We start from the raw sequence: 26,596 nt of genomic DNA, 5'->3' as shown, positions 1-26,596 counted from the left end.
CGCCGCGCTGGCCGCCGCCCGGCTGGCTCACAATTGCTCCGCCGAGGAACTTGCTGTTCTGTCCGCTTTTTCTGTACCCTGGGGGACGGCCTGGCTCTGGTGGCCGCCCGCCGGACCATGGATGAGGCTTGTAAATCTTCTGTAAATCCCATTGATAATGCTACGGAAATCGCGTAAACTAGACTTCTAAAGAGAGGTGTATCATCACATGAAATGCGGGATCGTGGATGTGGGTTCCAACACCATCCGCCTGTCCATCTATCATTGGGAGGGGCAGAAGTTCAAGCTCCTCATGAACAAGAAGGAGATGGCCGGCCTGGCCGGCTACATCAAGAACGGCTTGCTCTCCGACAGCGGCATCCTGGTGGCCTGCCGGGTACTGGCGGGCTTCAAGGCTCTGCTGCGCAATTTCGACATTGCCGACCTCTATGTGTTCGGCACTGCCTCCCTGCGCAACATCGTCAACACCGAGGAGGCCCTGGAGACCATCGAGGCGGTGACCGGGATCAAGGTTGAGGTGCTGTCAGGGGCCGACGAGGCCGCCTTTTCCTTCCTGGGGGCCACCGTGGGCGGCGGCGCGCCGGGCTCCGGGATGCTGGCCGACGTGGGGGGCGGCTCCACCGAACTGGTGGCCTACCGGGACGGGGCCATCACGTCGGGCTGCTCTCTGCCCATGGGCTCCCTGTCCCTCTTTACCAAACACGTCTCCGGCCTCTTCCCCACCAGGGAGGAGCGGAAAGCCATCCGCTCCGACGTAAAGGAGGAGCTGCAAAAGGCCAAAACCGCCGGCCTGCAGTGCAGCCACCTGACCGGCGTGGGCGGCACATTCCGGGCCGCCGCCAAGCTGTGCAACGACCTGTCCGGGGCAGATCCGGACAACCGGATCATCCCCGCTGGGGAGATCCATGCCCTGTACAAGGGGCTGAAAAAGGGCGATCAGGATACCCTGCGGCAGATCCTGCGCTCGGTACCCGACCGGGTCCACACCATTCTGCCCGGTTTGGCCATCCTCACCGCCATTCTGGACGCCTACGAGGTATCCACCGTATCGGTCAGCACCTGCGGCGTCCGGGAGGGCTATCTGCTCCGCCGCGTGATGGAGGGAACAAGCCATGACCAATAAAGAGATCGATACACGCTATACCCAGGAACGGGAGCTGTCCTGGCTGCGCTTCAACGAGCGGGTGCTGGAGGAGGCCAAGGACGAGAGCGTCCCTCTCTTCGAGCGGCTGAAATTCGCCGCTATCTTCACCAGCAACCTGGACGAGTTCTTCATGATCCGGGTGGGCTCCATTTACGACATGACCCTGTCCAAGCAGACCCATGTGGACAGCAAGAGCGGCCTCACCCCCACTGAACAGCTTCAGGCCATCTTCAAGACGGTCCCCGGCCTGTACAAGCAGAAGGACAAGATCGTCTCCCAGCTGGAGAAGCGGCTGCGGACCTGCAACATCTGCAACCTGACCCCCGGGGAGCTGGATGGCAAGGAGCGCAAGCAGGTGGAGCGGTGGTTCCGGGACTATGTGCAGCCCATCCTGTCCCCCATGGTGGTGGACAGCCACCACCCCTTCCCTCACCTGCCCTCCAACAGTCTGACCATCGCCCTCACCCTGCGGCTGGGCAACACCCGCTGCTTCGGTCTGGTGCCCATTCCCAAGGCCCTTCCTCCCTACTTCCAGCTGGAGGAACAGGGCTTACGCTACCTGCTCACCGAACAGGTGGTCCTTCACTTTGCCGATCAGCTCTTTGAAACCTATCAGGTGGAGGAGAAGTGCGTCATCTCGGTCACCCGCAACGCCGACATCAGCCCCGAGGATGAGGACTACGATGTGGGTGAGGACTTCCGGGCCCATATGCAGAAGGTGCTGAAGAAGCGGGCCCGGCTGGCTCCCGTACGGCTGGAGATCCAGGGGGAGGCCTCCGCCGAACTGCAGCAGTTTCTCTGCCAGCGGCTCAATCTGACCGCCGGGCAGGTTTTCCGGTCCAAAAGCCCCCTCATTATGGGCTATGTCTACTCCCTGGAAGGCAAGCTGCCCGAGGAGAGCGCCGCCGCCCTGTGTTATCCTCCCTATACCCCCCAGTGGCCCGCCGGTCTGGTCAAGGGCGAAAAGCTGATCCCCCAGATCTTACGGCGGGATATGCTGCTCTTCTATCCCTTCCACTCCATGGAGCCCTTCCTCCAGCTGGTACGGGAGGCCGCCAATGATCCGTCTGTGCTGTCCATCAAGATCACCATCTATCGGCTGGCCTCCACCGCCAAGCTGGTGGAGTATCTGGCGGCAGCGGCGGAAAATGGCAAGGATGTGACGGTACTCATGGAGTTGCGGGCCCGGTTCGACGAGCAGAACAACATTGCCTGGGCCCAGCGGCTGGAGGAGGCGGGCTGTACCATCCTCTACGGCTTTGAGCATTACAAGGTCCACTCCAAGATCTGCCTCATCACCCGCCGGGAGAAGGGCCGCATCCAGTACATCACCCAGATCGGCACCGGCAACTACAATGAAAAGACGGCCAAGCTGTACACCGACTTCTGTCTCATGACCGCCAGCCCCGCCATCGGCGGTGACGGCGCGGCGTTCTTTCAGAATATGGCCACCTCCAACCTCCACGGTGAGTATCACCAGCTGCTGGTGGCCCCTCACAGTCTGAAAAACCGCATCCTGGGCCTGATGGACCGGGAGATCGAGAAGGCCCGTCAGGGCCAGCCCGCCCGCATCTTCTTCAAGGTCAACTCGGTCACCGACCGGGAGCTGATCGACAAGCTGGCTGAAGCCAGCCAGGCCGGCGTACCGGTGACCCTCAACGTGCGGGGCATCTGCTGCCTGCGGCCCGGCGTACCCGGCCTCACCGACCGTATTCGTGTCTTTTCCATCGTGGGCCGCTACCTGGAGCACCCCCGGATCTACGCCTTCGGCGTGGGAGAGGGCACCCGCCTCTACATCGGCTCTGCCGACCTGATGACCCGCAACACCGAGCGCCGGGTGGAGATCGCCTGCCCGGTAGTAGACCCGGACGTGCGCCGTCAGATCCGGCAGTATGTGGAGCTGTTCTGCTCCGATAACGTGAAGGCCCGCAACATGGGTCCCGACGGCAGCTACACGCCGGTGCCCCGCCAGGAGGGCGCCCCCGCTGTCAACGCCCAGGCGGCGCTGATGGAGCAAGCTGTGCGGGAGGCCCGGGCCGTTGCCAATGCCCCGGCTCCCCAGGAGAAGCGAGGGGGATTTTTCCACCGTCTTTTCCACCGGGAGTCCCTCTGAATAGCCTGATTTTTACGCAAGAAAGGCCGCCCTGCCGGGCGGCCTTTCTTGCTATTTGAATTCAGGTATGGAACCGGCGGCGTACCTCTTCCCGGACAGCGGGAATACGCCGGATAATCACCAGGGGGATCACAGTACACACACAGATAGTAAGTACTACCAACGACCAGGAGGGGTCCCACCGGCCAGTAAGCCAGCGGTCGATGAAAAATTCCACACCCAGGAGAAATACCCCCAGGCTGCCGATAAGAATGGCGACAGTACTGATGACCGAGCGGTGGTACACCCGCAGCATCAGGGAGAGCAGCAGCCATACCGCGCCTCCCCACAGGATAATGGGCACCGCCAGCCCCAGATACCAGTCCCGGCCATTCAGGTCCACCGACATCAGGTAGACATACAGGGCCACCGCCGCCACATTGATGACGCTGCGGACCAGCAGAGGCAGTCGTCTGAAGAGGAGGGGCAGCACAATCCACAGCCATAGCATGATGGTGGCCCCAATCACATAGAGAGACCAGGCCCGCCCCGGTTTCAGAAACAGGTTGAGCAGACCGCATCCCACCGCCACACAGGCCAGCATAGCGGTAATGGCCGCCGCCACCGCCCCCTTAGGGATGGGCGGCACCTCTCCCCGCTCGGTGGGAAAGGGCTTGGGAGAAGTGGTGTCGGGCGGACGACCCGGGTCTATCACCTTTGTCTGGCACAGCGGGCAGAACGTGGCAGTGGCGTCCAGTTCCACTCCACAATGAACACAATAGGACATGGTGCTTCCTCCTTATTGGGTACGGTTGCTCTCCACTTTGACATGGACGCCGTCCCGCACCAAAAAGCGGAAAAATTCCCGCTCCGTATCCGTCTCCCTCTGGGTCCCGGCAAAGGTAATTTCCATCTCGTCCCCGTAACTGATGGAGGCACAGTGGACCCGGGGCATGGTAGCCTGCCCTAGAATCACCTCCATCCGACGGATATGGGACTTCATCTCCTCCGGCACCTGGAAGGGCCCGGGGTTGGTATAGGTACCGGAATAGGGCCGCACTCCTGCCATCCAGTACCCGAAAGCGATACCCGGCTTCTTCAGTGCAATGGGTATGATCTGAATGAATTTGTTCCTGGCAAACTTCACATTGCCCGCCAGCTCTGCCTGCATCTGCTGCCGGTTGATGTTCAGCCGCAGATAGTGATGGACCTGGCTGACAATCTCCTCAAAGGTATACTCCCCCAGGCTGGGATCGATGCAGGGCCGGACGGTGAGGATGAAGTTCCGCAGGCTCTCCGTGGGAAACCAGGGCCGCAGGTTGATGGGGATGGCCAGGGCCACCGGCAATTCCTTTTTGGGCCCCTCCCGGTGCTGCTTGTCCACCAGAACCTTCAGCAGCACTGCCGTCAGGTATTCCGTGATAGAGGCCCCGTGCTCCTTGGCCTTCTCTTTCAGCTGCCGTACCGAGCAGAAGCCCATGGTTACATTGAGGGTATAGAAGGGCTCCGGCGTACCGGCGTTGGCATAGGCCTTCTTCAGCGTTGTAAAGCTTCTGGCTTTTACTGTGGCGTACCGGGCGTAGGCATCCTCCAGCTCCTCCGGCCTGGGGGGCTGATCCACATCCAGCACCCCGCAGGTATTGGGAATCTGGTAGCCCAGCTCCCGGAGATAGACCGCCAGCAAGGTCCGCAGCAGGGTCATAGCGCCTCCTCCGTCGCTGATGGCGTGGAAGACTTCCAGGGAAATACGCCGCTCATAGTAGAAAAAGCGCACCAGCCATCCGTCCCCCTGATCAAAACGTATGGGTTGGCACGGATTGGAGATATCCTTCTGTACAAAGGGGCCGGGAGCGTCGTTGAACTCCGAGTAGTACCAGAAGATCCCCGGCTTGATCCGCACCCGGAAGCCGGGGAAGCGGGGCATGGTCTTGTCCACCGCCCGCTGAAGGGCCTCCGGGTCCACCGGCTGATCCATCACGGCGGAAAAGCGATAAACAGCGGAATACCGTTCCTTTTGGATGGCGGAGTAGACCACCGCCGCATTGTCCAGCCGGTACCACTCTTTGTGCTTCTTTTCTCCGCGTTCAGACTGAGCTGCCGCCATGGCTCCCCCCCCCTTTCCTGAAAAAAGGATACCACATTCCTCTGTCGCTCACAAGGGAAAGTGAATCTCTCCACAAAAAAGAGGCCCCGCCCGCCTCTTTTCTTTCATTCTCCCCTGTGGTATAATGCAGTTTATCGAATTACCATGAAATAAGGAGAGACGGCATTATGAGCCACCACAGCAAGCGTCAGGAGCTGGCCGGACAGCGGGCGGAAAAGCAGCGTCTGGCCCCTTTCATGCGCGCACTGAAGGCGATCCACAGCGCCGCCACCCCCGAGGTCATGAACGTGGAAGATCTGGCCCGCCAGCGGAAAAGCCAGGAGCTGCTGGGCCGGCTGGTGGCTCCTATGGGCGGCATGAGCTGGGAACCCTTTTCCCTGGGCGAGATGAACTGTGCCTGGATCAGGCCTCACCGGAGCTATGACCGCAGGAAGGCCATTCTCTATTGTCACGGCGGCGGCTATACCAGCGGCACCCTGGGCTACTCCCGCATCCTAGGCTCCAAGCTGTCCCTGGTCACAGGATTGCAGGTGATGAGCTTTGAGTACCGCCTGGCCCCTGAACACCCCTATCCCGCTGCTGTGGAGGACGCCCTCCAGGCCTGGGACCACCTGATGTATCTGGGCTACGGCGCCCGGGACATCATTGTGGCGGGCGATTCTGCAGGGGGCAACCTGGCACTGGTGCTTACCCACAAGCTGAAAGAGGCGGGCCGTTTGCTTCCCCGGGCACTGCTCCTCTTCTCTCCCTGGACCGATATGACGGCCAGCGGCAAGTCCTATCAGGAGCGGGCTGACATCGACCCCGTGCTCACCCTCAACTATATCTACGCCACCCGGGACGCCTATGCCCGGGGAGAGGACTTGACCGATCCCTGTCTGTCCCCTCTGTTTGCCGATCTCACCGGGTTCCCCCCTACCCTGATCCAAGCTGGCACCAACGAGCTGCTGCTCTCCGACTCGGTGCGCCTGCGCAACCGGATGCTCAAGGCCTCCGTGCCCTGCAAGCTGGAAGTGTGGGACAAGATGTGGCACGTCTTTCAGACCTTCCCTATGAAAAAGGCCAACGAGGCCATGGAACACGCCGCCAGTTTCTTAATGGGTGGACTATAATAAAAACAGGCGCTGCCACCGGCAGCGCCTGTTTCTGTTATCTGGCTTGTTCCGCAGCCTGGAGCACATGGGCCGCCAGCACCGAGGTGGTCACGGCCCCCACGCCGCCGGGCACCGGCGTCACTGCGCCTACGATCTCGTCGGCAGCAGCAAAATCCACGTCGCCCACCAGATTGCCATTCTCATCCACATTGATGCCCACGTCCAGCACCAGCTGTCCGGGGGCCAGGTGGTCCCGGCCTATCATATTGGCCCGTCCGGCGGCGGCGATGAGCACCTCCGCCCGACGGCACTCGGCAGCCAGATCGGCGGTACGGGTATGGCAGAGGGTGACGGTGGCGTTTTTCCCCAGCAGCAGCATAGACAGAGGCTTGCCCACCACCAGGCTTCGGCCCACCACCACCGCCCGCTTACCGGTGAGGTCACAGCCATAGTAGTCCAAAATCTCCATGCAGGCCTGGGCGGTACAGGGCGGATAGCCCGCGCCGCCGCCGGTGAACACCGACGCCAGCGAACCGGCGGTAATACCGTCCACGTCCTTGGCCGGGTCCAGGGCAGCACAGATGGCCGCCTCATCGATCTGCGGCGGCAAGGGCCGGAACAGCAGGCAGCCGTGGATCTCCCGGTCCGCGTTGATCTGCTCAATGACCGCCATCAGGTCCCCGTGGCTGGATTCCTCTGGCAAGGTAAACTGCCTGACACGGATGCCCACTTTTTCGCACCGCTTCAGGGCTCCTCGCTCGTAGGACAGGTCCTCAGGGCGCTCCCCTACCCGCACGATGGCCAGGGTGGGAACGATGCCCTGGACCTTCAGCTGGTTGGCCTTGACGATCAGCCGCTCTGTCAGAGCCTGGGCCACAGGGACCCCCTTCCAATGTTCCGCCATCAGGCAAACCTCCCCAGAACTGCTTCATAAACGCGCTCTGCGATCTTCCAATACCGCTCCACCAGACTGTCCACTTCTTCATTCATAGCCTGAGCATAGGCCCGGTCAGCCATACTCTTGGTGTTGACCTTCACGTTGAGGGCAGCGCCGTACAGGGCACTCCAGCAGAAAACCACCCCGGTGCCTACATCGGAGAGCATCATCACGCTCCCCTTCTCCAGCATCTCACTGTGAAGGTCAATGGCCTCACAGCTCAGGCGCAGGATCTCCATGGGTGTGGCAGCGGCATTCCGGAGGCATTCTTCCATCACCTGCTCCCGGTCGGGGGCATCCTTGGGAATGGCGTAGGCCTTGGACAGGGGCTCGAAGGCCGCAGCGTCAGCGTCCACCAGAGCCAGCAGGCGAGCCCGCAGGTCCTCTGCTTTGGCCATCAGGGCCTTCACGTCCTCCTCCACCTCGGCATACTTCTTCTTGCCTACGGTGTAGTTGCCCACCATGGTACACAGGGCCGCTCCCAGAGCGCCTACCAGGGCGGAGGCGCCGCCGCCGCCAGGAACAGGCGCTTTGGAGGCAAGGGCGTCCAGAAAATCGCCGCAGGTCTGGTTGGCGGTATTCATCGCAATCAACTCCTCATTACAGCGGGCGGGTGTTACCACCCGCCCGCGTTTTCTTTTAGAACAGGCCGGAGATCCGGCCGTTCTCGTCCACGTCCACTTTTTCCGCTGCCGGTACTTTCGGCAGGCCGGGCATGGTCATAATGTCGCCGGTGAGGGCCACCAGGAAGCCGGCGCCGGCAGACACCTTGATGTTGCGCACCGTGACGGTAAAGCCTTCGGGAGCACCCAGCAGGCTCTGGTCGTCAGAGAAGGAATACTGGGTCTTGGCCATGCAGATGGGCAGGCCGCCGAAACCCAGGGCGGTGAGCTCTGCCGCCTGCTTCTTGGCGGCGGGGGTGAGGGCCACACCGTCGCCGTGGTACACCTTCTTCACGATGTCGGCCAGCTTGGCCTCGATGGGCTGATCCAGCTCATAGGCGAAGGCAAAGTGGTTGGGCTCCTCGCACAGGCGGATGACCTCCTGAGCCAGGGCAATGCCGCCCTCGCCGCCCTTGGCCCACACCTCACTGAGGGCCACATTGACACCCAGGGCCTTGCACTTGTCCTCCACCAGCTTCAGCTCGGCCTCGGTGTCGGTGGGGAACCGGTTGATGGCCACCACGCAGGGCAGACCGTACACGGTGGTAATGTTCTCCACATGGCGCAGCAGGTTGGGCAGGCCCTTCTCCAGCGCCTCCAGGTTTTCGTTGTTCAGATCGGCCTTGGCCACGCCGCCGTGATGCTTCAGGGCACGGACAGTGGCCACCACCACCACAGCGGAAGGCTTCAGTCCGGCCAGACGGCACTTGATGTCCAGGAACTTCTCCGCGCCCAGGTCGGCGCCGAAGCCGGCCTCGGTGATGGCGTAGTCTCCCATCTTGAGGGCCACCCGGGTGGCCATGACAGAGTTGCAGCCGTGGGCGATGTTGGCAAAGGGACCGCCGTGGATGAAGGCGGGAGTCCCCTCCAGAGTCTGGACCAGGTTGGGCTTGATGGCGTCCTTCAGCAGGGCGGCCATAGCGCCCTCGGCCTTCAGGTCGTGGGCAGTGATGGGAGCGCCGGAGCGGGAATAGCCCACCACCATGCGGCCCAGCCGGGCCTTCAGGTCGCCCAGCCCGGTGGCCAGACAGAGCACTGCCATGATCTCGGAGGCCACGGTGATATCGAAGCCGTCCTCACGGGGCACACCCTGCATCCGGCCACCCAGACCGCACACGATGTTGCGCAGCTGGCGGTCGTTCATATCCACGCACCGCTTCCAGGTAATGCGTTTGACATCGATGTCCAGCTCATTGCCCTGCTGAATGTGGTTGTCCAGCATGGCGGCCATCAGGTTGTTGGCCGCGCCGATGGCGTGGAAATCGCCGGTAAAGTGGAGGTTGATATCCTCCATGGGCACCACCTGGGCGTAGCCGCCGCCGGCAGCGCCGCCCTTGACGCCGAACACGGGGCCCAGGGAGGGCTCCCGCAGGGCCACTACGGTGTTCTTGCCCAGCCGCCGCATACCGTCGGCCAGACCCACGGTGGTGGTGGTTTTGCCCTCGCCCGCGGGGGTAGGGTTGATAGCGGTGACCAGCACCAGCTTGCCATCGGGCCTGCCTTCCCGATCCGCCAGCAGCTTCAGGTCGATCTTGGCCTTGTACTTGCCGTAGTACTCCAGGTACTCCTCGTCCACCCCGGCCAGGGCGGCGACGTCCCGGATGTGCTTCATTTCACAGGCCTGAGCGATCTCGATATCCGTTTTCATGGACCTTCACTCCTTCATCCTTCCGCTTAGCAACGAAAACGCGCCGGCTCAGCCATCCTTGGCAAACCGGCGTTTCAGTTCATTTCCGCTGTTTCATCTTATAAAATGTACCATTCTTTCCCCGGCTTGTCAACGGAAATGAAAAAAAGCAGACCGACAGGTTTTGTCGGTCTGCTCTGTGTGGCTTTATATCCTTACGATCAAGCGGCCACCACGTTGACAGCGCGCAGCTTGTCAGCGTTCTTGGGATCGGGCTCCACGTCGTAGGTCACCTTCTGACCCTCCTGGAGGGTCTTGAAGCCGTCGCACACGATGGCGGAGAAGTGCACGAACACGTCGTCGCCGCCCTCGTCATTGGAGATGAAGCCGAAGCCCTTGGTCTCGTTGAACCACTTGACAGTACCGTGATACATAATAATGGTACCTCCTGCAAAAAATTTCGCGCTAAATGACAAGAAAACTCACATTTTCGGACATCGTCTGAAGAAGCGACGATGACTACAAAAATGTGAGTTCAGGCCGTACATTTAGACTACCAGAATACTATAACACCGAACTGGGTCCCCGTCAAGAAAAATCCATACCGTTTGGTGCGGAATGGCCCTGCCGTAGCGAAACAACGCCACAGCAGGGCCATCAACAGCAATTTGAATCAGTTTTCAGGGTTCATCAGCAGGTACATGACCGCCTTCTGGGCGTGGAGACGGTTCTCCGCCTCGTCAAAGATCTCACCGGCGTGGGCCTCAAAGACCTCAGCGGTGATCTCCTCGCCCCGGTGGGCAGGCAGGCAGTGCTGCACCATGCAGCCGGGATTGGCCACTGCCATCAGCTCGTCATTGATCTGGTAGATGCCCTTAAAGACAACCCGGCGCTTCTGGGCCTCGCCCTCCTGGCCCATGGAGGCCCACACGTCGGTGAACAGGGCGTCGGCTCCGGCAGCCGCCTCCTTGGGGTCCCGGCACAGGGTGAACTTGCCGCCGCAGCTCTGGGCAAATTCCAGCACCTGGGGATCGGGATCATAGCCCTCGGGGCAGGCCACGGATACCTCCATGCCCACCTTCAGGCCGCCCACAATGAGGGAGTTTGCCATGTTGTTGCCGTCGCCGATGTAGCACAGCTTCAGGCCTTCCAGCCGGGACTTGTGCTCACGGATGGTCATCAGGTCGGCCAGTACCTGACAGGGGTGGGCGAAGTCGGTGAGGCCGTTGATCACGGGGATAGAGGAATACTTGGCCAGAGTCTCCACCTCGGCCTGGCCGAAGGTGCGGATCATGATGCCGTCGCAGTAGCGGCTGAGCACCCGGGCGGTGTCCTCGATGGGCTCGCCCCGGCCAATCTGGCTCTCCTTGCCGGAGAGGAAGAGGGCGTGGCCGCCCAGCTGGAACATACCGGTCTCAAAGGACACACGGGTACGGGTGGAGTTCTTCTCAAAGATCATGGCCAGGGTCTTGCCCTCCAGATAGTGGTGGGTCAGGCCATGCTTCTGGTTGTATTTCATCTGGTCGGCAGTATCCAGAATCTTCACGATATCGGCCTTGGTCAGGTCCAGCAGCTTGAGCAGGTCTTTTTTCATCGTATTCACCTCATTGTTTCGGTTTGCTTACAGCAGGGTCTCCTTCATAATGGCAAGGCCCTTGTCGATCTCCGCCATGGAGATGGTCAGCGGGGGCAGCAGCCGCAGGGCGGAGCCGGCGGTGAGCACCAGCAGGCCGTTGCGGATCAGCCGGGCGGCCAGCACCTTGTTGTTCTCCTCCCCCTTCACCTCCACGCCAATCATCATGCCCAGGCCACGGGTCTCTCCCAGGCTGGACAGGCCCATATGCTCGATACGGGTGCGGATGTAGTGGCCCTTCTCCTTCACCTGGGCCAGAGCGTCCTCGTCCAGGGTGTCCAGCACCACCTGAGCTGCGGCGGCGCAGATGGGGTTGCCGCCGAAGGTGGAGGCGTGGGTACCGGGGCCCAGCACATCCCGGCAGCGCTCGTTGGCCAGGAAACCGCCCATGGGCAGGCCGCCGGCGATGCCCTTTGCGAAGGACACCGCATCAGGGATGATGCCGTACTGCTGGAAGGCAAACAGGGTGCCGGTGCGGCCCACGCCGGTCTGCACCTCATCCACCAGCAGCAGCCAGTCCCGCTCGGCACACAGCACCGCCAGGTCGTGAACATACTCCGGGTCCATGGGAAGCACGCCGCCTTCGCCCTGCACCAGCTCCAGCATGACGGCGCACACGTCGTGGCCTGCCACCTCCTGGAGGGAATCCATATCACCCGCCAGGGCATACCGGAAGCCGTCGTTGAAGGGGAAGAAATACTGGTGGAATACATCCTGGCCGGTGGCGGTCAGGGTGGTAATGGTACGGCCGTGGAAGGAGTTCTTCAGGGTGATGATGGTGCCCCGTCCCTTGCCGTACTTGTCAAAAGAATATTTCCGGGCCAGCTTGATCATGCCCTCGTTGGCCTCGGCGCCCGAGTTGCCAAAGAAGGCGGCCGCCATGCCGGAACGCTCACACAGCTGCTGGGCCAGCTTGGCGTAGGGCTGGGAGTAAAACAGATTGGAGATATGACCCAGCTTCATGGCCTGGTTGGTGATGGCCTCCACCCACTTGGGATTGGCGTAACCAATGGAGTTGACGCCGATACCGGAGGAGAAGTCGATGTACTCCTTCCCCGCCAGGTCGTACAGGGTAGCCCCCTGGCCGTGGTCGATATCCACGTCAAATCGGCCGTAGGTCTGCATCATATACTGGTGGTCCAGTTCCACCAATTCTTTATGGTCCATACTATCACCTCACATCAGCATGGTGCCGATGCCCTCATCGGACAGCAGCTCAATGAGGATGGAGTGGGGGATGCGGCCATCCAAAATGACAGCGTTCTCCACGCCGGAGCGCACCGCCTCCACGCAGCACTCCACCTTGGGGATCATGCCGCCTTTGATGACGCCGTCCTGTACCAGGCCGGGGACCTGGGACAGCCGCACCACCGGCAGCAGGGTGTTGTCGTTTTTGGGGTCCATCATCAGGCCCCGCACATCGGTGAGCAGGATCAGCTTCTCCGCCTTCAGGGCGGTGGCCAGCTTGGCTGCGGCGGTGTCGGCGTTGATGTTATAGGAGTTCTCGCCGTCAATGCCCTGAGCCACGGTGGACACCACCGGGATATAGCCGTCCTTCAGGGCGTCCTCCACCATCTGGGGCTCCACGGCGGTGATCTCACCCACCAGGCCGTATTTCTCGTCCAGCTTTTTGGCCTGGAACATCCCGGCGTCCATGCCGCACAGGCCCACAGCCTTGCCGCCCATCCGGTTCAGGGTGGCCACCAGGTTTTTGTTCACCTTGCCGCACAGCACCTGCTGGACCACTTCCATGGTCTCCTCATCAGTGTAGCGCAGTCCGTCCACAAACTTAGACTCTTTGCCGATCTTGTTCAGCATCTCGGTGATCTCCGGACCGCCGCCGTGGACTACCACCACTCGGATGCCCACCAGGTGGAGCAGGATGATGTCGGAAATGACGGCCTGGCGCAGCTCGTCGGAGATCATGGCGTTGCCGCCGTATTTCACCACCACGGTCTTGCCGTAGTATTTCTGAATGTAGGGCAGGGCCTCGGCCAGTACCTTGGCCCGGTCCACCTCGCTGAATGACATGGGAATCGCCTCCATATTGCCTTTGATCAGGTGCGATAGTCGCCGTTGATCTTAACGTAGTCGTAGGTCAGATCACAGCCCCAGCAGGTGGCCTCATGCTCGCCTTCGTGGAGGTCCACATGGATGACCACCTCGTCCTGGGACAGGATGCTCTTGGCGTTCTCCTCGTCGAAGTCCACCCCGGCGCCCTTCTCACACACCAGGATCTCCCCCACGGCAGAGGAGAACTTCACATCTACAAACTCGGGGCGGAAGGGGGCCTTGGAGTAGCCCATGGCGCACAGCACACGGCCCCAGTTGGCGTCGGAGCCGAACATGGCGGCCTTCACCAGGGAGGAGCCCACCACCGCCTTGGCCAGACGCTCGGCGCTCTCCTCGCTGCGGGCATTGGCCACGGTGCAGGTAATCAGCTTGCTGGCGCCCTCGCCGTCGGCGGCGATGTTGCGGGCCAGCTGTTCAAATACATAGTAGAGGGTCTTGTAGAAGACGGTATAGTTGTCGTCCTTCCACTCCACCAGCTCGTTGCCCGCCATGCCGTTGGCCAGCACCACGCACATATCATTGGTGGAGGTGTCCCCGTCCACCGTCACCCGGTTGAAGGTGCGGGGAACGATCTCATGGATAGCATCGGTGAGCATCTCGTGGGTAATGGCGCAGTCGGTGGTAACAAAACACAGCATGGTGCCCATGTTGGGGTGGATCATGCCGGAGCCCTTGGCAATGGCACCGATGGTCACGGTCTTTCCGCCCACGGAGCAGGTAACAGACAGTTCCTTCTTCACGGTGTCGGTGGTCATAATGGCGTTGGCCGCGGCGTCGGAGCCGTCCTTGGACAGGGCGGCGGCGGCAGCGGGCATTCCCTTGGCAATGGCATCGATGTTCAGCTCCTGACCGATGACGCCGGTGGAAGCCACCACAAAGTCGGAGGCCTTCAGGCCGGTGGCCTGGGCGGCCAGCTGGCACATGGTCTCGGCGTGCTCGTGGCTGTTGGGGGCGCAGGCGTTGGCGTTGCCGGAGTTAGCCACGATAGCCTGGGCCTCGCCGTTCTCCAGGTGGTCCATGGTGACATAGAGGGGAGCGGCCTTCACCCGGTTCATGGTGTACACGGCAGCCGCCACACAGGGCTGCTCAGACACGATGAGGGCCAGGTCCTTCTTGCCCTCCAGCACCTCGGGCATCTTGCTCATGGGGGGCTGATTGCCGTCCCCCTTGCCCTTCTTCACGCCGCAGTGGACACCGGACGCGGTAAAACCCTTGGGGGCGGTCACACCGCCGGGGATCTGTTTCATATCGTTCACTCCTCAAATTGGAATCGCGGGCCGATGTGGGCATCGGCCCCTACAGGAGGGCGAGGGCTTGCCCCCGCCGTTGCGTTTCTCACAGCGCCAGACCGGCTGTCATATCGAAGCCCAGCATCAGGTTCATATTCTGCACTGCCGCGCCTGAAGCGCCCTTGCCCAGGTTGTCGAACCGGGCGGTGACGATGGACTGTCCCTCGTGGCCGCTGACGGTGAGCTCCAGCTTGTCGGTGCCCGCCAGGGTATTGGCCGCCAGATAGGCCGGCTCCTCAGAATAGGGGGCCACCGTCACCAGGGGCTGGCCGGCATAGTAGGCCATCAGAATCAGGCTCAGTTCTTTGGCGGTGGGCTGGCCCACCAGGTAGCGGTTGTGGAGGAAGATGGTGGTAGCCATGCCTTTGTAGTAGTCGTCCACCACGGGGGTAAAGACCGGCGGGGTATCCAGGCCGGAAATCTTCTGCATTTCGGGCAGATGCTTGTGCCGAAGGGTGGTTCCATACACCCTCGGACTGTAAAGTTCTTCCCCTTTCTCCCCCTCCTCATACTGGGCGATCATCTTCTTGCCGCCGCCGGAGTATCCGGTGAGGGAAAAGCAGGTCATAGGGTAGTCCTTGGGCAGGATACGCATGGAGACCAGTGGAGCTGCCGAAGCCAGGAAGCCGGTGGCATGGCAACCCGGATTGGCCACGAATCGGGCATTTCCGATGATTTCCTTCGGATTTTTGTACAATTCCGGGAAACCATATACCCAGCCGGGAGCTGTGCGGTGAGCGGTGGATGCATCGATAACCCGGGTGCGGGAGTTCTCAATGAGACCCACCGACTCCACCGCCGCCGCGTCGGGCAGGCAGAGGAACACCAGGTCGGCCTCGTTGATGAGGTGCTTCCTCTCCGTCAAGTCTTTCCGCTTGTCAGGATCGATCACCAGCAATTCGATGTCGTCCCGGTCCGCCAGCCGCTGATGGATCTGGAGCCCGGTGGTACCCTCCTGGCCGTCGATAAATACCTTGGGCTTACTCATGGGTTCTCTCCTCCACAAAGGCCTTGATGTTGGCGATCTGCTGCTCCACAGCCTCCTTGGCGGGGCCGCCGTAGTTCCCCACGGGGCTGGCCCCGTGGGGGCCCCTATTTTCGTTCCATGCTCGGCGGAAGTGAATTCCGCCTGCGCCAAGGTTTTGCCCTTGGCAAAACGCTTGTACGCGCCACTTGGCGCGGCGGTCTGCGGCGGCACAATTAACCATGGGTTCGCTCCTTCACAAAGTCCTTGATGTTGGCGATCTGCTGCTCCACAGCCTCCTTGGCGGGGCCGCCGTAGACCTTACGTCCGTTGACGCAGGTCTTGAGCTCCAGGGCCTGGTACACATCGGCGTCAAACAGGTTGGAGATAGAGCGGAAGTCCTTCAGAGGCAGGGTATCCAAAGTCTCGCCTGCCTTGATGCACAGGTTGACCAGCCGGCCCACGATCATGTAAGCCTCCCGGAAGGGCATTCCCTTCTTGGTCAGGTAGTCGGCGCAGTCGGTGGCGTTGATGAAGCCGCCGGAGGCCGCGTTTCTCATATTCTTGGGCAGGACGGTGAGGGTGTCCAGCATGGCGGTAAAGACAGGCAGGCACATCTCCACGGTGTCGATGGCGTCGAACACCGGCTCCTTATCCTCCTGCATATCCTTGTTGTAGGCCAGGGGCAGGCCCTTCATAACAGTGAGCAGGGTGATGAGGGAGCCATAAACTCGGCCGGTCTTGCCCCGGACCAGCTCGGCCACGTCGGGGTTTTTCTTCTGGGGCATGATGGAGGAGCCGGTGGAATAGGCGTCGTCCAGCTCCACATACTTAAACTCCCAGGAACACCACAGGATGATCTCCTCGGAAAACCGGGACAGGTGCATCATCATAATGGAGCAGGCGGACAGGAACTCAATGGCAAAGTCACGGTCGGACACCGAGTCCATGGAGTTGTCGGTGGGCTTCTGGAAGCCCAGAGCGGCGGCAGTCTGGAACCGGTCCACCGGATAGGTGGAGGTGGCCAGGGCACCGGCACCCAGGGGGCACTCGTCCATCCGCTCCAGGCAATCCTCCAACCGGGTTACGTCCCGGCGGAGCATATTGGCGTAGGCCATCATGTAGTGGGCGAAGGTGGTGGGTTGAGCCCGCTGCATATGGGTGTAGCCCGGCATGACGGTCTCCAGGTTTGCCTCCGCCTTCTTGATGAGCACCTTCTCCAGATCCAGCACCATGTCGATGATCTTGGGGATCTCCTGCTTGACATACAGCCGGAAATCCACCGCCACCTGGTCGTTACGGGACCGGCCGGTGTGCAGCCGCTTACCGGTATCCCCGATGCGCTGGGTGAGCATGGTCTCAATGTTCATGTGGATGTCCTCGTTCTCCAGAGAGAACTCCACCTGCCCGGCATCGATATCCGCCAGGATGACCTTCAGACCCTCGATGACCTTTTCCGCCTCATGCTCCTCAATGATGCCCTGCTTGCCCAGCATGGTGGCATGGGCAATGGATCCGGCGATATCCTCTTTGTACATCCGGGCGTCAAAGGTGATGGAAGAGTTAAAGTCGTTGACCAGTGTATCGGTCTCTTTCTGGAACCGTCCGGCCCATAATTTCATAATTGATCGCTCCCTATCTGGATTGCGGGCGACCACAGGCCGCCCCTACGGTAATGGTAGGAACGGCCTGCGGCCGCCCGCAGAAAATGTCAAATTACTTATTCAGCTTGCCCTGGTCGCGGAGGGCGAGGACGGTATCAGGCAGGCCCCACAGGTTGATGAAGCCGGTGGCGTCGTTCTGGTTGTAGTCGCTCTCCTGGAAGGTAACGATGTCCTCAGAGTAGAGGGTCTCGGGAGAGGTGACGCCGGAGGTGATGATGTTGCCCTTGTACAGCTTCAGCTTCACCTGGCCGGTAACGTGCTTCTGGGTCTCGGTAGCGAAGGCGGACAGGGCCTCCCGCAGGGGGGTGAACCACTTGCCGTTGTATACCAGGTCGGCAAAGTCCACTGCCAGCTTGCTCTTCATGTGGGCGGTGTCCTTGTCGATGGTGATCATCTCCAGCACCTCGTGGGCCCGGTACAGGATGGCGCCGCCGGGGGTTTCGTACACGCCGCGGTCCTTCATGCCGGTCATCCGGTTCTCCACGATGTCCAGCAGGCCGATGCCGTTCTCGCCGCCCAGCTTGTTCAGCTTGCGGATGATGTCGGAGGCCTTCATCTTCTCGCCGTCCACGGCCACAGGCCAGCCCTTCTCAAAGTCGATGGTCACATAGGTGGGGGCGTCGGGGGCCTTCACGGGGGACACGCCCATCTCCAGGAAGCCGGGCTTGTCGTACTGAGGCTCGCTGGCGGGGTCCTCCAGATCCAGGCCCTCGTGGGACAGGTGCCACAGGTTCTTATCCTTGGAGTAGCTGGTCTCCCGGCTGATCTTCAGAGGCACGTTGTGGGCCTCGGCGTAGTCGATCTCCTCGTTCCGGCTCTTGATGTCCCACTCACGCCAGGGGGCGATGATCTTCATCTCAGGAGCGAAACGCTTGATGGCCAGCTCGAAGCGGATCTGGTCGTTACCCTTGCCGGTGCAGCCGTGGGCGATGGCGTCGGCCCCTTCCTTCTTGGCAATGTCCACCAGGCCCTTGGCGATGACGGGCCGGGCAAAGGCAGTGCCCAGCAGATAGTCCTCGTACTTGGCGCCCATCTGCATGGAGGGGATGATGACGTCGTCCACCATCTCGTCCACCAGGTCCATCACGTACAGCTTGGAAGCGCCGGTCTTGATGGCCTTCTCCTCCAGGCCCTCCAGCTCGTCGTTCTGGCCCACGTCGCCGGCCACGGCGATGATCTCGGGATTACCGTAGTTCTCCTTCAGCCAGGGGATGATGATGGATGTATCCAGACCGCCGGAATAGGCGAGTACCACTTTTTTAATGTCAGCCATGGTAAAAACCTCCGTTTGTTTATGTTGGACACAGTGTACCACAGCCTAAATAAAATTGCAAGTGTTATATCGCATAAATATGCGTATTTTTCCCTTGCTCCTTGGGTATTATTTTGGGTATTGTGTATAATATTCATTTATTTATGAATATTTGTATGATTCCATGCAATATAGCTGTCCGGAATAGGGCGGCAGGCATACCGTCAGCACACCGCCGGTGGGTTTATGCTGTTCTTCCTCCGGCGTAGAACCGCCGAAGCGCTGCCAATCGGTATGGAAAAGCAGCTTTACTCCTGCCGTAGCGGGCAGTTGGTACTGCCGGGCCTGGTCACTCAAGTTAAAGAGGGCAACCAGCCGCTCCCCGTCTCCCTGACGCTGGATGGCAAAAACACAGGGGTCCTCCCGGCCGCAGTCCAGCCAGGCAAAACCCTCAGGCCGATAGTCCCACCGGGACAGGGCGGGGTAGTCCAGATAGATGTGGTTTAGTTTGGCCATGTAGTGGTAGAATGCGTCGTGAATGGGAAAGTCCAGCAGCAGCCAGTCCTGCTCCCGCTTTTCGTCCCACTCCCGGAAATGGCCGATCTCGTTGCCCATGAAGTTAAGCTTCTTTCCCGGATGGACCATCATATAAAGGTATAGCGCCCTGGCCTGGGGGAACTTGCCGTCATAATCACCATACATCTTCTGTAAAATGGTGGCCTTGCCGTGGACCACCTCGTCGTGGGACAGGGGGAGCAGGTAGCGCTCCTGGGGAAAATAGTGCATGGAAAAAGTAAGCTGGTGGCGCCGGGCAGGCCGTTGATCGGGCGGCGTCTGGAAATAGGACAAGGTGTCGTGCATCCACCCCATGTCCCACTTGTAGTCGAAGCCCAGTCCCCCCTGCTCCGCCGGAGCGGTGACCTTGGGGAAGTTGGTGGAGTCCTCCGCCGCCAGAATGCAGCCGGGACACAGGCGCTTCAGCCCCTGGTTCATGGTACGCAGGAAGGCTACGCCGTCCCCGTTCACTCCACGGGCCTCATCCCCCTGCCAGTATAGAATCCGGCTGATGGCGTCCATCCGCAGGCCGTCAAAGTGGAACTCCTCCAGCCAGTACCGGGCGCAGGACTGGAGGAAGGAGCGCACCTCCCCCCGGGAGTGCATGAAATTGTGGCTCCCCCACTCACTGACCTCCACATCCCGGTGGGGGTACTCATAGAGGGCGGTACCATCGTACTTGGCCAGGCCGTAGTCGTCCACCGCGAAATGGGCGGGTACAAAGTCCAAAATGACCCCGATCCCCGCCTGGTGGAGCCGGTCAATGAGCATCATCAGCTCCCTTGCGGTGCCGTACCGGCTGGTGGGAGCGTAAAAGCCGGTGATCTGGTAGCCCCAGCTCTCATCGCAGGGATGCTCGCTGATAGGAAGGAACTCCACATAGTTATAGCCGCACTCCCTCACATAGTCGATGAGAGGCTGGGCTAATTCGTCATAGCGGTACCAGCTCCCGTCCGGTTTCCGCCGCCAGGAGCCCAGGTGAAGCTCGTAGATATTCAGCGGGTCCTCCCGACGGTCGGTCCGTCCCGCCATCCACTTCTCATCCTGGAAGGTATACGTCCCCAGATCCCGCACCACCGAGCAATGGTCCGGCCGCAGCTCCATGCCGTAACCGTAGGGGTCGCAGTGGTCGGTATAGCCCCCATCCCGGCGGTAGATGCGGTACTGATAGCAGTCCCCCGGCTTTACGCCGTCAGCCCGCACCTCATAAAAATTGCCGTCGTGGATTCGCTCCATGGGCAGCTCCCGGCCTCCATGAAGGAGCACCACCCCCGCAGCGGAGGGTGCAAAGGTGCGGAACACCCACTCCTCTCCCGACCGATGGGCCCCCAGATAGCGGTATGCGTCAAAGCACTGTCCGGTATAAAACGCGTAATAATCCATCCTGTGGACTCCTTTTCCTTTGGATGTACTCCGACAAGTTCCTCAAAAACCGCCGGTGCCTGTTACTTCCATCATATCACACCCGGCATTAACTTAACAGAGTAATTTTAACGCTGTTATGTTTCTTTTTTGAAATCGTCCATAAAGATTTTATTTTACACCGGCAGAAAAAAGCGATATAATAAGATGTTATGATAAAACAACTCAACTGTAAGGGGAACCACATGAAAAAACTGCTTGCGCCCCTGTGCGCTTTTGGCCTGCTGCTCTCCGCCTGCGGACAGCCCGCCGCCTCCCAGCCCCAGGATGAAAACACCCTCCATATCGTGGCCACCACCTACCCGGTCTGCCTCTTCACTACCGCAGTGACGGAGGGTGCGGAGGGTGTAGAGGTGAGCCTGCTGGTGAACCAGCAGACCTCCTGTCTCCACGATTACACCCTCACCGTGGCCGACATGAAGGCCATTGAGGGGGCCGACGTCATCGTCATGAACGGCGCCGGACTGGAAGATTTTATGGACGACGCCCTGTCCACCTCCTCCGCTCAGGTCATCGACTGCTCAGAGGGGATGGATCTGCTGCCTGCCCAAGGCCATGAGGGCCATGACCACGACGCCGAATATGATCCCCATATCTGGATGGACGCCACCTATGCCAGTCTCATGTTGAGTCAGATCTCCCAGTCTCTGACCGAATTGGACAGCGCCAACGGGGACCTTTACGCCCAGAATGAAAGCGCCGCACAGACCGCGCTGACGGAGGCGGACCTTAGCTGGCGGGAGGCGCTGGCGCCCTACAAGGGCCGCTCCATTGTCACCTTCCACGACGGCTTCCAATACTTTGCCAACGCCATGGGCCTGACCATCTTTAAGGCCATTGAAGAAGAAGAAGGTTCTACCGCCTCCGCCCAGGAGCTGGCTGAGATCGTGGACGCCATCAAGCTTGCCCAGAAATACGGCCTGGGGACCATGCCCATCTTTACCGAGGTCAATGGTTCTACTGCCTCCGCTGACACCATCGCCCGGGAGGTGGGCTGCCAGGTCTATCAGCTGGATATGATCATGAGCGGCAAAGGCACGGGCATCCAGCCCTATTTGGATGCCATGCAGAAGAACATTGATACCATTGTGGAGGCGTTTGGATGAGCGTACACAAACACGGAACTTCCGGCCCCGGCTGCGCCGGCTCCTGCTGCCTGAAGGTGGCCGACCTGGGGGTCAACTTTGGCAATGAAGAGGTCCTCCACGACGTATCTTTCCACCTCCATTGCGGGGAGATCGTGGCCCTCATCGGCCCTAACGGAGCAGGTAAGAGTTCCCTGTTCCGCACCATTCTGGGGCAGATCCCTCACTCCGGCGTCATTGAGTTTCAGCGAGCCGGCGGCGATAAGACCCGGCCCCTTATCGGCTATGTGCCCCAGTCCCCCAGCTTCGACCGTGGGGACCCGGTAAGCGTATTTGATTTCTTCTCCGCCGCCATCTCCAAGTGGCCGGTATTCCTGCCCTCCCCCAAAAAGCTGCGGGAGCGGGTATCCCAGTGTCTGGCACGGGTCCATGGCGAAGGGCTGCTGGACCGGCGGATGGGCGCCCTGTCCGGCGGCGAGCTTCAGCGGGTGCTGCTGGCTCTGGCGCTGGAACCCCTGCCCCATATCCTGATCCTGGACGAGCCACTCTCCGGTGTGGACGTGGACGGCGAGAAGCAGCTGCTGGATATGCTGGATGAGATCCGCACCCGGTTTGACCTGTCCATTCTGCTGTCCACCCACGACTTTGCCACCCTGGACCAGTACGCCGACAAGGTAATTCTGCTGAAAAGCCAGGTGCTCAAAGTGGGGCCGCCCGACGAGGTCCTGTCCTCTCCCGAATTTCAGGAGGTCTTTCATCTGGCACTGGGGAAAGGGGGGCACACCTGATGGAACTGTGGTATTCCCTGGTGGAGCTGCTCCCCTTCGAGTGGGCGGCCCCCGGCACTATGTACTTCATGAAAAATGCCCTGCTGGCGGTGCTGGTGATCTCTCCCCTGTTCGGCCTGCTGTCCACCATGGTGGTCACCAACCGAATGAGCTTCTTCTCCGACGCTCTGGGCCACTCCGCCTTTACCGGCATCGCCATCGGCACTCTGTGCGGTATGGCCGACCCCATGTGGGCCGCCATTCTGCTGGCCGCCGCCTTTGCCCTGCTCTTTACCTACGTCCAGCGTAAGTCCAACATGGCCAGCGATACGGTGATTGGTGTGTTCTCCTCCACCGCCGTGGCTCTCGGCATCTTTATCGCCACCTTTGACAGCGGCAGCTTTACCAAGTTCAACAGTCTGCTCATCGGTGATATCCTCAGTGTGGAACCGGGAAAGATTGCCCTGCTGGCGGTCATCCTGCTGGTGGTGGTCGTGCTGTGGCTGTGCTCCTTCAACGGACTGATGCTCTCCTCCATCCACCCCACCCTGGCTGACAGCCGGGGCGTCAAGGTGTTCTGGCAGGAGGCCATCTTCTCCATGGCCATTGCCGTGGTGGTCACCGTGTCCATGACCTGGGTGGGCCTGCTGGTCATCAACTCTCTGCTGGTCCTGCCCGCCGCCGCCTCCCGTAATCTGGCCCGCAATATGCGCCAGTTCCATCTGATCTCTATTCTGGCTGCGGTGGTGGCCGGGATCGCTGGACTCATGACCTCCTATGAGCTCAGTTCCTCCGCAGGCGCCTCCATCACTTTGTACCTGGCCCTGTGGTTTGCCATCACCTTCCTGCTGCGGAAAAAGCGGATGTAACGGTTTTCGGCTCCGGAGAGATCCCCCTCTCCGGAGCTTTTGACCAAATCCATCCCCAAACTTGATTAAAGCTTTACCTCCCTCCTCTTGTTCTTTACCAGACTTGCGCGTATACTAAGCACAGATCAAACAACAGACAGGGAGGTGACGCAATATCATGTACAACGATGTGGATGAGCTGATTTTCGGCGGCAATGAGCAGGTCGTTTCCAGCGAGCGATAAGTCCTTTCCACCAACGGACAAGAACCACACCTTCGGGTGTGGATTTTTGCGTTTTATCGGAAAATTTAAGAAATTTTAATGACAGTGTGCCGTAACATATGGTAGCCTATAGGACAGAACACAGAAAGACGAGGCGACGCACTGTGAAGAATTCCCGAAAATGGCTCCCGGCCCTGCTGCTGGTTATCCTCCTGCTGGGCGGCAGCGGACTGCTGCTCTGGAAAACCGGCTTTTTCTCCTCGCTGGGCTCGCTGGACGCCATGCGGGCCTATATCGCCCGTTTTGCACCCTTTTCTCATCTGTTCTATTTTGTGATCCAGCTGCTTGGCGTGGTGGTGGCTCCCATCCCCAGCAATGTTACCGCTCTGGCCGGCGCTCTGCTGTTCGGCACCTGGCCCGCCTTTCTCCTTACTTGGGCAGCAGTTGTTGTGGGATCGGTCGTGGTATTTTGGCTGGCCCGGGTGCTGGGCCAGCGGTTCGTGGATAGGCTGGTCAGTCAGAAGGTGTCGGAAAAATATCTGGACATCATCCGCCGCAAGCGGGATGTGTTTCTTTTCCTGGCCTTCCTCTTTCCCTTTTTCCCCGACGATCTGCTGTGTATCCTGGCCGGTCTCACCGATATCCCCCTGAAGCGGTTCTGCGTTCTGGTGCTGGTTGCCCGGCCCTGGGGCCTGCTGGTGTCCTGTCTGGTGGGCGGCTCAGTGCTGGCCATTCCCTACTGGGCCATGGCCCTGTTGGGCGCTGCGGGACTGTCCGTCTTCCTGATCTGTATGAAATACGGCGACCGCTGGGAGCAGAAGCTGCTGGAGCGCTTTAAGAAATGAAGCGTATCCTATGGTTTCCGCTGTTGGAGGGCTGTCTCTACCTGATCTTTCTCTGGCTGGACCTGTTCCGGCCGGACAGCGGATGGGATATTCCACTCAAATATCTCTCCATCCTGCTATGTTTCTGTTTTGTCCTTTGGGCCGGACAGGGCCGGGACGGTTTGCTGATGAAAATTGCCCTGGGCTTTACCCTGCTGGCCGACCTGTTCCTGCTGGTACTGGACCATTGGTATCTGATAGGGGTAGCCTGCTTCTGCGTCGTGCAGCTGCTCTATTTGACCCGCATCGCCAAACTGCGGCCGGAAAAGCTGCCTCTGCGGCTGACCCTGCGGGGATTGTTGGCTGTTGCCGCCCTGATAACAGCCTGGCGGCTGGGGGCACTGGACGGTCTGACTGCTCTCTCCCTCTTCTATTTCTCTCAGCTTGTTTGCAATGCCCTGGAAAGTCTCAGTCTGGGTATCCCCTTCCGGGGCTTTTCCCTGGGGCTGTTTCTCTTTGTGGGCTGCGATCTCTGCGTGGGGCTGCAAAACCTGTCCGCCTGGTTCCCGGCGGCAGGCGGTCCCCTGGTGGAATTTGCCCGGGTGGGGATGTGGCTGTTCTATCTGCCCTCCCAGGTTTTGATCTCTCTGTCTGTCAAAAGGAAGTGATCCCATGCGGCTGCCCAAAGCAGTTACCGTTCTGGCCGCTCTGCTGCTGGCCCTGCTGATTCTCAGTTTTTCCATCGCGGTCCCCATTCTGTTCCGTCCGTTCTACTACATCCAGATCGATATGCTGGATCTGCCTGAACGTACCGGCTGGTCGGAGGAGACCATCCGGGAGGCCTATGATGAGGTACTGGATTTCTGCGTCTTTGGCAAGCCCTTCGGCACCGGTCAGCTGGCCTGGTCCCAATCCGGCTACAGTCATTTTGCCGATGTACGGGAGCTGTTCCTGCTGGACTTCTGGGTACTGGGCATCAGCGCCGCCGCCTGCCTGCTCCTTTTGATTCTCCGGCTTGGAAAACAATGGGTCTACAAACCGCTGCTGGGGCACGGCCCCGGCTTTTGGGCCGGCGTAACCGCCGGTGGGCTTGTGCTGATACTGGCCGGACTGGCCGCTCTGGATTTTAACCGGGCCTTTGTGATCTTCCACGCCATTTTCTTCCCCGGCAAGGACAACTGGATCTTCGATTCCGCCACCGACCAGATCATCCTGGTTATGCCGGAGGAGTTTTTCTGCAACTGCGCCATCCTTATTGGGGTGGTACTCCTGACCTGCTGTACCGTCCTGATCCTCACCGACCTCCTGCGCAGAAAGAAATAAGGTACAGGCCCGCCGCGTGTAAACGGCGGGCCTTTTGCTCCGCACCAACCGGCTGGGCAAACATAGAATGGAGCGGAAGGGAACTATCCCTCCAATATCTGCTAGGAGGTATTGCAATGCCCGACAAGATGATGCCCGGTCCGGTCCAGGATGCGGCCTGCATCCGGGAGGCCGTATGCATACACACGAAAAAGATCTACGATTCCTGCAAGGATAAGGATTGTATCGAAGATCTGCGTTTCTATCCCACCCAGAGTTCCCAGGCGGCCATTGAGCGCGCCGTCAGCATCAAGGCCGGCAAGGCCGAGCTGCTCTATGTGTACATCGACGTGGAGCCGGTTGGATTCAACCGGGGCTTCTACACCGTTGACGTGCGCTACTTCTACCGGGTCACCGCCGACGCCTTTGTGGGCGCTGCCCGGCCTGTGGAGGTCAGCGGCCTGTGCGTCTTTGACAAGCGGGTGATCCTGTTCGGCAGCGAAGGCACCGCCAAGATCTTCTCCTCTCAGACCTCGCTGGAGGGTCTGGATGAGCAGATGCTCCGCCAGAGCAACCTGCCCACCGCCGTGGTGGAGGTGGTGGACCCCATCGTCCTCAACATGAAGCTGGTGGATGTATGCGAGTGCCATCCCTGCGACTGCGAGCTGTCCGACGTGCCCCCCTGCATCTGCGGCTGCTTCAACAGCGAGCTGTGCTGCGGCAGCCAGGGCAAGCGGATCTATGTCACCCTGGGCCAGTTCTCCATCATCCGGCTGGAGCGGGATTCCCAGCTGCTTATGCCGGTGTATGACTACTGTATGCCCGAGAAGGAGTGCGCCTGCGGCGGCGGCGAGGAGGACCCCTGCGAGATCTTCCGCCATGTGAAGTTCCCCGTCAACGAGTTCTTCCCCCCCAGCAGCACCACCAGAGCGGCGGCCAAAATGGCGTAGAGCATAGTTTTAGGCTCCTTTGACAGATCGTTCTTCTCATTGTAACACGGACGGCCCTAAGGGGTCAATCCTCGGCGGGAACGGG

At 60.4% G+C, this 26,596-nt stretch carries 24 protein-coding genes; 10 read left to right on the top strand and 14 right to left on the bottom strand.

The annotated features are described in order from the left end of the window. The first annotated feature begins 208 nt into the window (after positions 1-208). Entirely contained in the window at positions 209-1,123 is a 915-nt protein-coding gene (locus tag B5G42_RS12860; RefSeq protein ID WP_087271135.1) for a hypothetical protein, read from the top strand. Beyond that, positions 1,113-3,257 (top strand): polyphosphate kinase 1, encoded by a 2,145-nt coding sequence (ppk1, locus tag B5G42_RS12855; protein ID WP_087271133.1) that lies wholly within the window; start codon positions 1,113-1,115, stop codon positions 3,255-3,257. The genes B5G42_RS12860 and ppk1 overlap by 11 nt, the downstream gene beginning before the upstream one ends. A gap of 61 nt (positions 3,258-3,318) precedes the next feature. Here ppk1 and B5G42_RS12850 read toward each other — a convergent pair whose 3' ends face one another. Together B5G42_RS12850 and B5G42_RS12845 are read right to left on the bottom strand one after the other, a co-directional pair. Further along, a complete protein-coding gene (locus B5G42_RS12850; RefSeq protein ID WP_087271130.1) occupies positions 3,319-4,023 on the bottom strand; it encodes a DUF6320 domain-containing protein in 705 nt (234 codons plus the stop codon). Positions 4,024-4,035: 12 nt separating this feature from the next. Continuing rightward, positions 4,036-5,340 (bottom strand): hypothetical protein, encoded by a 1,305-nt coding sequence (locus B5G42_RS12845; protein ID WP_087271127.1) that lies wholly within the window; start codon positions 5,338-5,340, stop codon positions 4,036-4,038. Positions 5,341-5,507: 167 nt separating this feature from the next. Here B5G42_RS12845 and B5G42_RS12840 point away from each other — a divergent pair, with 167 nt between their 5' ends. Beyond that, on the top strand, positions 5,508-6,452 hold the full coding sequence (locus tag B5G42_RS12840; RefSeq protein WP_087271124.1) for an alpha/beta hydrolase: 945 nt from the start codon (positions 5,508-5,510) through the stop codon (positions 6,450-6,452). Positions 6,453-6,489: 37 nt separating this feature from the next. Here B5G42_RS12840 and B5G42_RS12835 read toward each other — a convergent pair whose 3' ends face one another. The 12 genes from B5G42_RS12835 to glgB all read right to left on the bottom strand — a co-directional run bounded on the left by B5G42_RS12835 (position 6,490) and on the right by glgB (position 20,473). Further along, the gene (locus tag B5G42_RS12835; RefSeq protein WP_087271121.1) at positions 6,490-7,338 is read right to left on the bottom strand and encodes a bifunctional 5,10-methylenetetrahydrofolate dehydrogenase/5,10-methenyltetrahydrofolate cyclohydrolase; all 849 of its coding nucleotides are present in this window, start codon (positions 7,336-7,338) and stop codon (positions 6,490-6,492) included. Then, positions 7,338-7,955 carry a cyclodeaminase/cyclohydrolase family protein gene (locus B5G42_RS12830; protein WP_087188709.1) on the bottom strand — a complete coding sequence of 206 codons (618 nt, stop codon included), beginning with the start codon at positions 7,953-7,955 and terminating at the stop codon, positions 7,338-7,340. Before B5G42_RS12830 ends, B5G42_RS12835 begins: the two co-directional genes overlap by 1 nt. 55 nt (positions 7,956-8,010) lie before the next feature. After that, the gene (locus B5G42_RS12825; protein WP_087271117.1) at positions 8,011-9,681 is read right to left on the bottom strand and encodes a formate--tetrahydrofolate ligase; all 1,671 of its coding nucleotides are present in this window, start codon (positions 9,679-9,681) and stop codon (positions 8,011-8,013) included. Positions 9,682-9,881: 200 nt separating this feature from the next. Then, on the bottom strand, positions 9,882-10,094 hold the full coding sequence (locus B5G42_RS12820; RefSeq protein WP_009259878.1) for a cold-shock protein: 213 nt from the start codon (positions 10,092-10,094) through the stop codon (positions 9,882-9,884). 239 nt (positions 10,095-10,333) lie between these two features. Beyond that, positions 10,334-11,254 (bottom strand): ornithine carbamoyltransferase, encoded by a 921-nt coding sequence (gene argF, locus B5G42_RS12815; protein WP_087271114.1) that lies wholly within the window; start codon positions 11,252-11,254, stop codon positions 10,334-10,336. A gap of 27 nt (positions 11,255-11,281) precedes the next feature. After that, the gene (locus B5G42_RS12810) at positions 11,282-12,460 is read right to left on the bottom strand and encodes an aspartate aminotransferase family protein (protein ID WP_087271111.1); all 1,179 of its coding nucleotides are present in this window, start codon (positions 12,458-12,460) and stop codon (positions 11,282-11,284) included. Positions 12,461-12,469: 9 nt separating this feature from the next. Then, positions 12,470-13,324 (bottom strand): acetylglutamate kinase, encoded by an 855-nt coding sequence (argB, locus tag B5G42_RS12805; RefSeq protein WP_164475025.1) that lies wholly within the window; start codon positions 13,322-13,324, stop codon positions 12,470-12,472. 26 nt (positions 13,325-13,350) lie between these two features. Further along, positions 13,351-14,613 (bottom strand): bifunctional glutamate N-acetyltransferase/amino-acid acetyltransferase ArgJ, encoded by a 1,263-nt coding sequence (argJ, locus tag B5G42_RS12800; RefSeq protein WP_087271105.1) that lies wholly within the window; start codon positions 14,611-14,613, stop codon positions 13,351-13,353. An 88-nt stretch (positions 14,614-14,701) separates the two neighbouring features. Continuing rightward, positions 14,702-15,643: an N-acetyl-gamma-glutamyl-phosphate reductase gene (argC, locus tag B5G42_RS12795; RefSeq protein ID WP_087271103.1), complete on the bottom strand. Its 942-nt coding sequence runs from the start codon at positions 15,641-15,643 to the stop codon at positions 14,702-14,704. 212 nt (positions 15,644-15,855) lie between these two features. Further along, entirely contained in the window at positions 15,856-17,241 is a 1,386-nt protein-coding gene (gene argH / locus B5G42_RS12790) for an argininosuccinate lyase (protein WP_087271101.1), read from the bottom strand. 94 nt (positions 17,242-17,335) lie between these two features. Continuing rightward, a complete protein-coding gene (locus B5G42_RS12785; protein ID WP_087188717.1) occupies positions 17,336-18,556 on the bottom strand; it encodes an argininosuccinate synthase in 1,221 nt (406 codons plus the stop codon). A 141-nt stretch (positions 18,557-18,697) separates the two neighbouring features. After that, complete coding sequence (gene glgB / locus B5G42_RS12780) at positions 18,698-20,473, bottom strand: 1,4-alpha-glucan branching protein GlgB (RefSeq protein ID WP_087271097.1); 1,776 nt, start codon at positions 20,471-20,473, stop codon at positions 18,698-18,700. Positions 20,474-20,697: 224 nt separating this feature from the next. Here glgB and B5G42_RS12775 point away from each other — a divergent pair, with 224 nt between their 5' ends. The 7 genes from B5G42_RS12775 (at position 20,698) to B5G42_RS12745 (ending at position 26,511) form a co-directional block, all read left to right on the top strand. After that, entirely contained in the window at positions 20,698-21,618 is a 921-nt protein-coding gene (locus tag B5G42_RS12775) for a metal ABC transporter substrate-binding protein (RefSeq protein WP_087271094.1), read from the top strand. Then, on the top strand, positions 21,615-22,385 hold the full coding sequence (locus B5G42_RS12770; RefSeq protein ID WP_087271092.1) for a metal ABC transporter ATP-binding protein: 771 nt from the start codon (positions 21,615-21,617) through the stop codon (positions 22,383-22,385). The genes B5G42_RS12775 and B5G42_RS12770 overlap by 4 nt, the downstream gene beginning before the upstream one ends. Next, positions 22,385-23,233 carry a metal ABC transporter permease gene (locus B5G42_RS12765; RefSeq protein WP_087271090.1) on the top strand — a complete coding sequence of 283 codons (849 nt, stop codon included), beginning with the start codon at positions 22,385-22,387 and terminating at the stop codon, positions 23,231-23,233. The genes B5G42_RS12770 and B5G42_RS12765 overlap by 1 nt, the downstream gene beginning before the upstream one ends. A gap of 366 nt (positions 23,234-23,599) precedes the next feature. After that, on the top strand, positions 23,600-24,280 hold the full coding sequence (locus tag B5G42_RS12760; protein ID WP_242961222.1) for a TVP38/TMEM64 family protein: 681 nt from the start codon (positions 23,600-23,602) through the stop codon (positions 24,278-24,280). Next, a complete protein-coding gene (locus B5G42_RS12755; protein WP_087271085.1) occupies positions 24,277-24,927 on the top strand; it encodes a lysoplasmalogenase family protein in 651 nt (216 codons plus the stop codon). The genes B5G42_RS12760 and B5G42_RS12755 overlap by 4 nt, the downstream gene beginning before the upstream one ends. A 4-nt stretch (positions 24,928-24,931) precedes the next feature. Continuing rightward, positions 24,932-25,582: a TIGR01906 family membrane protein gene (locus tag B5G42_RS12750; protein WP_087271081.1), complete on the top strand. Its 651-nt coding sequence runs from the start codon at positions 24,932-24,934 to the stop codon at positions 25,580-25,582. A gap of 116 nt (positions 25,583-25,698) precedes the next feature. Continuing rightward, on the top strand, positions 25,699-26,511 hold the full coding sequence (locus B5G42_RS12745) for a hypothetical protein (protein WP_087271079.1): 813 nt from the start codon (positions 25,699-25,701) through the stop codon (positions 26,509-26,511). The last annotated feature ends 85 nt before the right edge of the window (positions 26,512-26,596 follow it).

Source organism: Flavonifractor sp. An91 (genome assembly GCF_002159225.1).
In the GTDB taxonomy this organism is placed as follows: domain Bacteria; phylum Bacillota; class Clostridia; order Oscillospirales; family Oscillospiraceae; genus Flavonifractor; species Flavonifractor avicola.
This window is presented reverse-complemented; position numbering and strand designations above follow the sequence as displayed.

Coding starts and splice junctions, on each gene's coding strand:
- B5G42_RS12785 (WP_087188717.1), bottom strand. CDS start 18,556: ATGGCTGACATTAAAAAAGTGGTACTCGCCTATTCCGGCGGTCTGGAT.
- argH (WP_087271101.1), bottom strand. CDS start 17,241: ATGAAATTATGGGCCGGACGGTTCCAGAAAGAGACCGATACACTGGTC.
- argC (WP_087271103.1), bottom strand. CDS start 15,643: ATGAGTAAGCCCAAGGTATTTATCGACGGCCAGGAGGGTACCACCGGG.
- argB (WP_164475025.1), bottom strand. CDS start 13,324: ATGTCATTCAGCGAGGTGGACCGGGCCAAGGTACTGGCCGAGGCCCTG.
- B5G42_RS12840 (WP_087271124.1), top strand. CDS start 5,508: ATGAGCCACCACAGCAAGCGTCAGGAGCTGGCCGGACAGCGGGCGGAA.
- B5G42_RS12860 (WP_087271135.1), top strand. CDS start 209: ATGAAATGCGGGATCGTGGATGTGGGTTCCAACACCATCCGCCTGTCC.
- B5G42_RS12825 (WP_087271117.1), bottom strand. CDS start 9,681: ATGAAAACGGATATCGAGATCGCTCAGGCCTGTGAAATGAAGCACATC.
- glgB (WP_087271097.1), bottom strand. CDS start 20,473: ATGGATTATTACGCGTTTTATACCGGACAGTGCTTTGACGCATACCGC.
- B5G42_RS12820 (WP_009259878.1), bottom strand. CDS start 10,094: ATGTATCACGGTACTGTCAAGTGGTTCAACGAGACCAAGGGCTTCGGC.
- B5G42_RS12810 (WP_087271111.1), bottom strand. CDS start 12,460: ATGGACCATAAAGAATTGGTGGAACTGGACCACCAGTATATGATGCAG.
- B5G42_RS12775 (WP_087271094.1), top strand. CDS start 20,698: ATGAAAAAACTGCTTGCGCCCCTGTGCGCTTTTGGCCTGCTGCTCTCC.
- B5G42_RS12750 (WP_087271081.1), top strand. CDS start 24,932: ATGCGGCTGCCCAAAGCAGTTACCGTTCTGGCCGCTCTGCTGCTGGCC.
- B5G42_RS12845 (WP_087271127.1), bottom strand. CDS start 5,340: ATGGCGGCAGCTCAGTCTGAACGCGGAGAAAAGAAGCACAAAGAGTGG.
- argJ (WP_087271105.1), bottom strand. CDS start 14,613: ATGAAACAGATCCCCGGCGGTGTGACCGCCCCCAAGGGTTTTACCGCG.
- B5G42_RS12755 (WP_087271085.1), top strand. CDS start 24,277: ATGAAGCGTATCCTATGGTTTCCGCTGTTGGAGGGCTGTCTCTACCTG.
- ppk1 (WP_087271133.1), top strand. CDS start 1,113: ATGACCAATAAAGAGATCGATACACGCTATACCCAGGAACGGGAGCTG.
- B5G42_RS12765 (WP_087271090.1), top strand. CDS start 22,385: ATGGAACTGTGGTATTCCCTGGTGGAGCTGCTCCCCTTCGAGTGGGCG.
- argF (WP_087271114.1), bottom strand. CDS start 11,254: ATGAAAAAAGACCTGCTCAAGCTGCTGGACCTGACCAAGGCCGATATC.
- B5G42_RS12830 (WP_087188709.1), bottom strand. CDS start 7,955: ATGAATACCGCCAACCAGACCTGCGGCGATTTTCTGGACGCCCTTGCC.
- B5G42_RS12770 (WP_087271092.1), top strand. CDS start 21,615: ATGAGCGTACACAAACACGGAACTTCCGGCCCCGGCTGCGCCGGCTCC.
- B5G42_RS12835 (WP_087271121.1), bottom strand. CDS start 7,338: ATGGCGGAACATTGGAAGGGGGTCCCTGTGGCCCAGGCTCTGACAGAG.
- B5G42_RS12745 (WP_087271079.1), top strand. CDS start 25,699: ATGCCCGACAAGATGATGCCCGGTCCGGTCCAGGATGCGGCCTGCATC.
- B5G42_RS12850 (WP_087271130.1), bottom strand. CDS start 4,023: ATGTCCTATTGTGTTCATTGTGGAGTGGAACTGGACGCCACTGCCACG.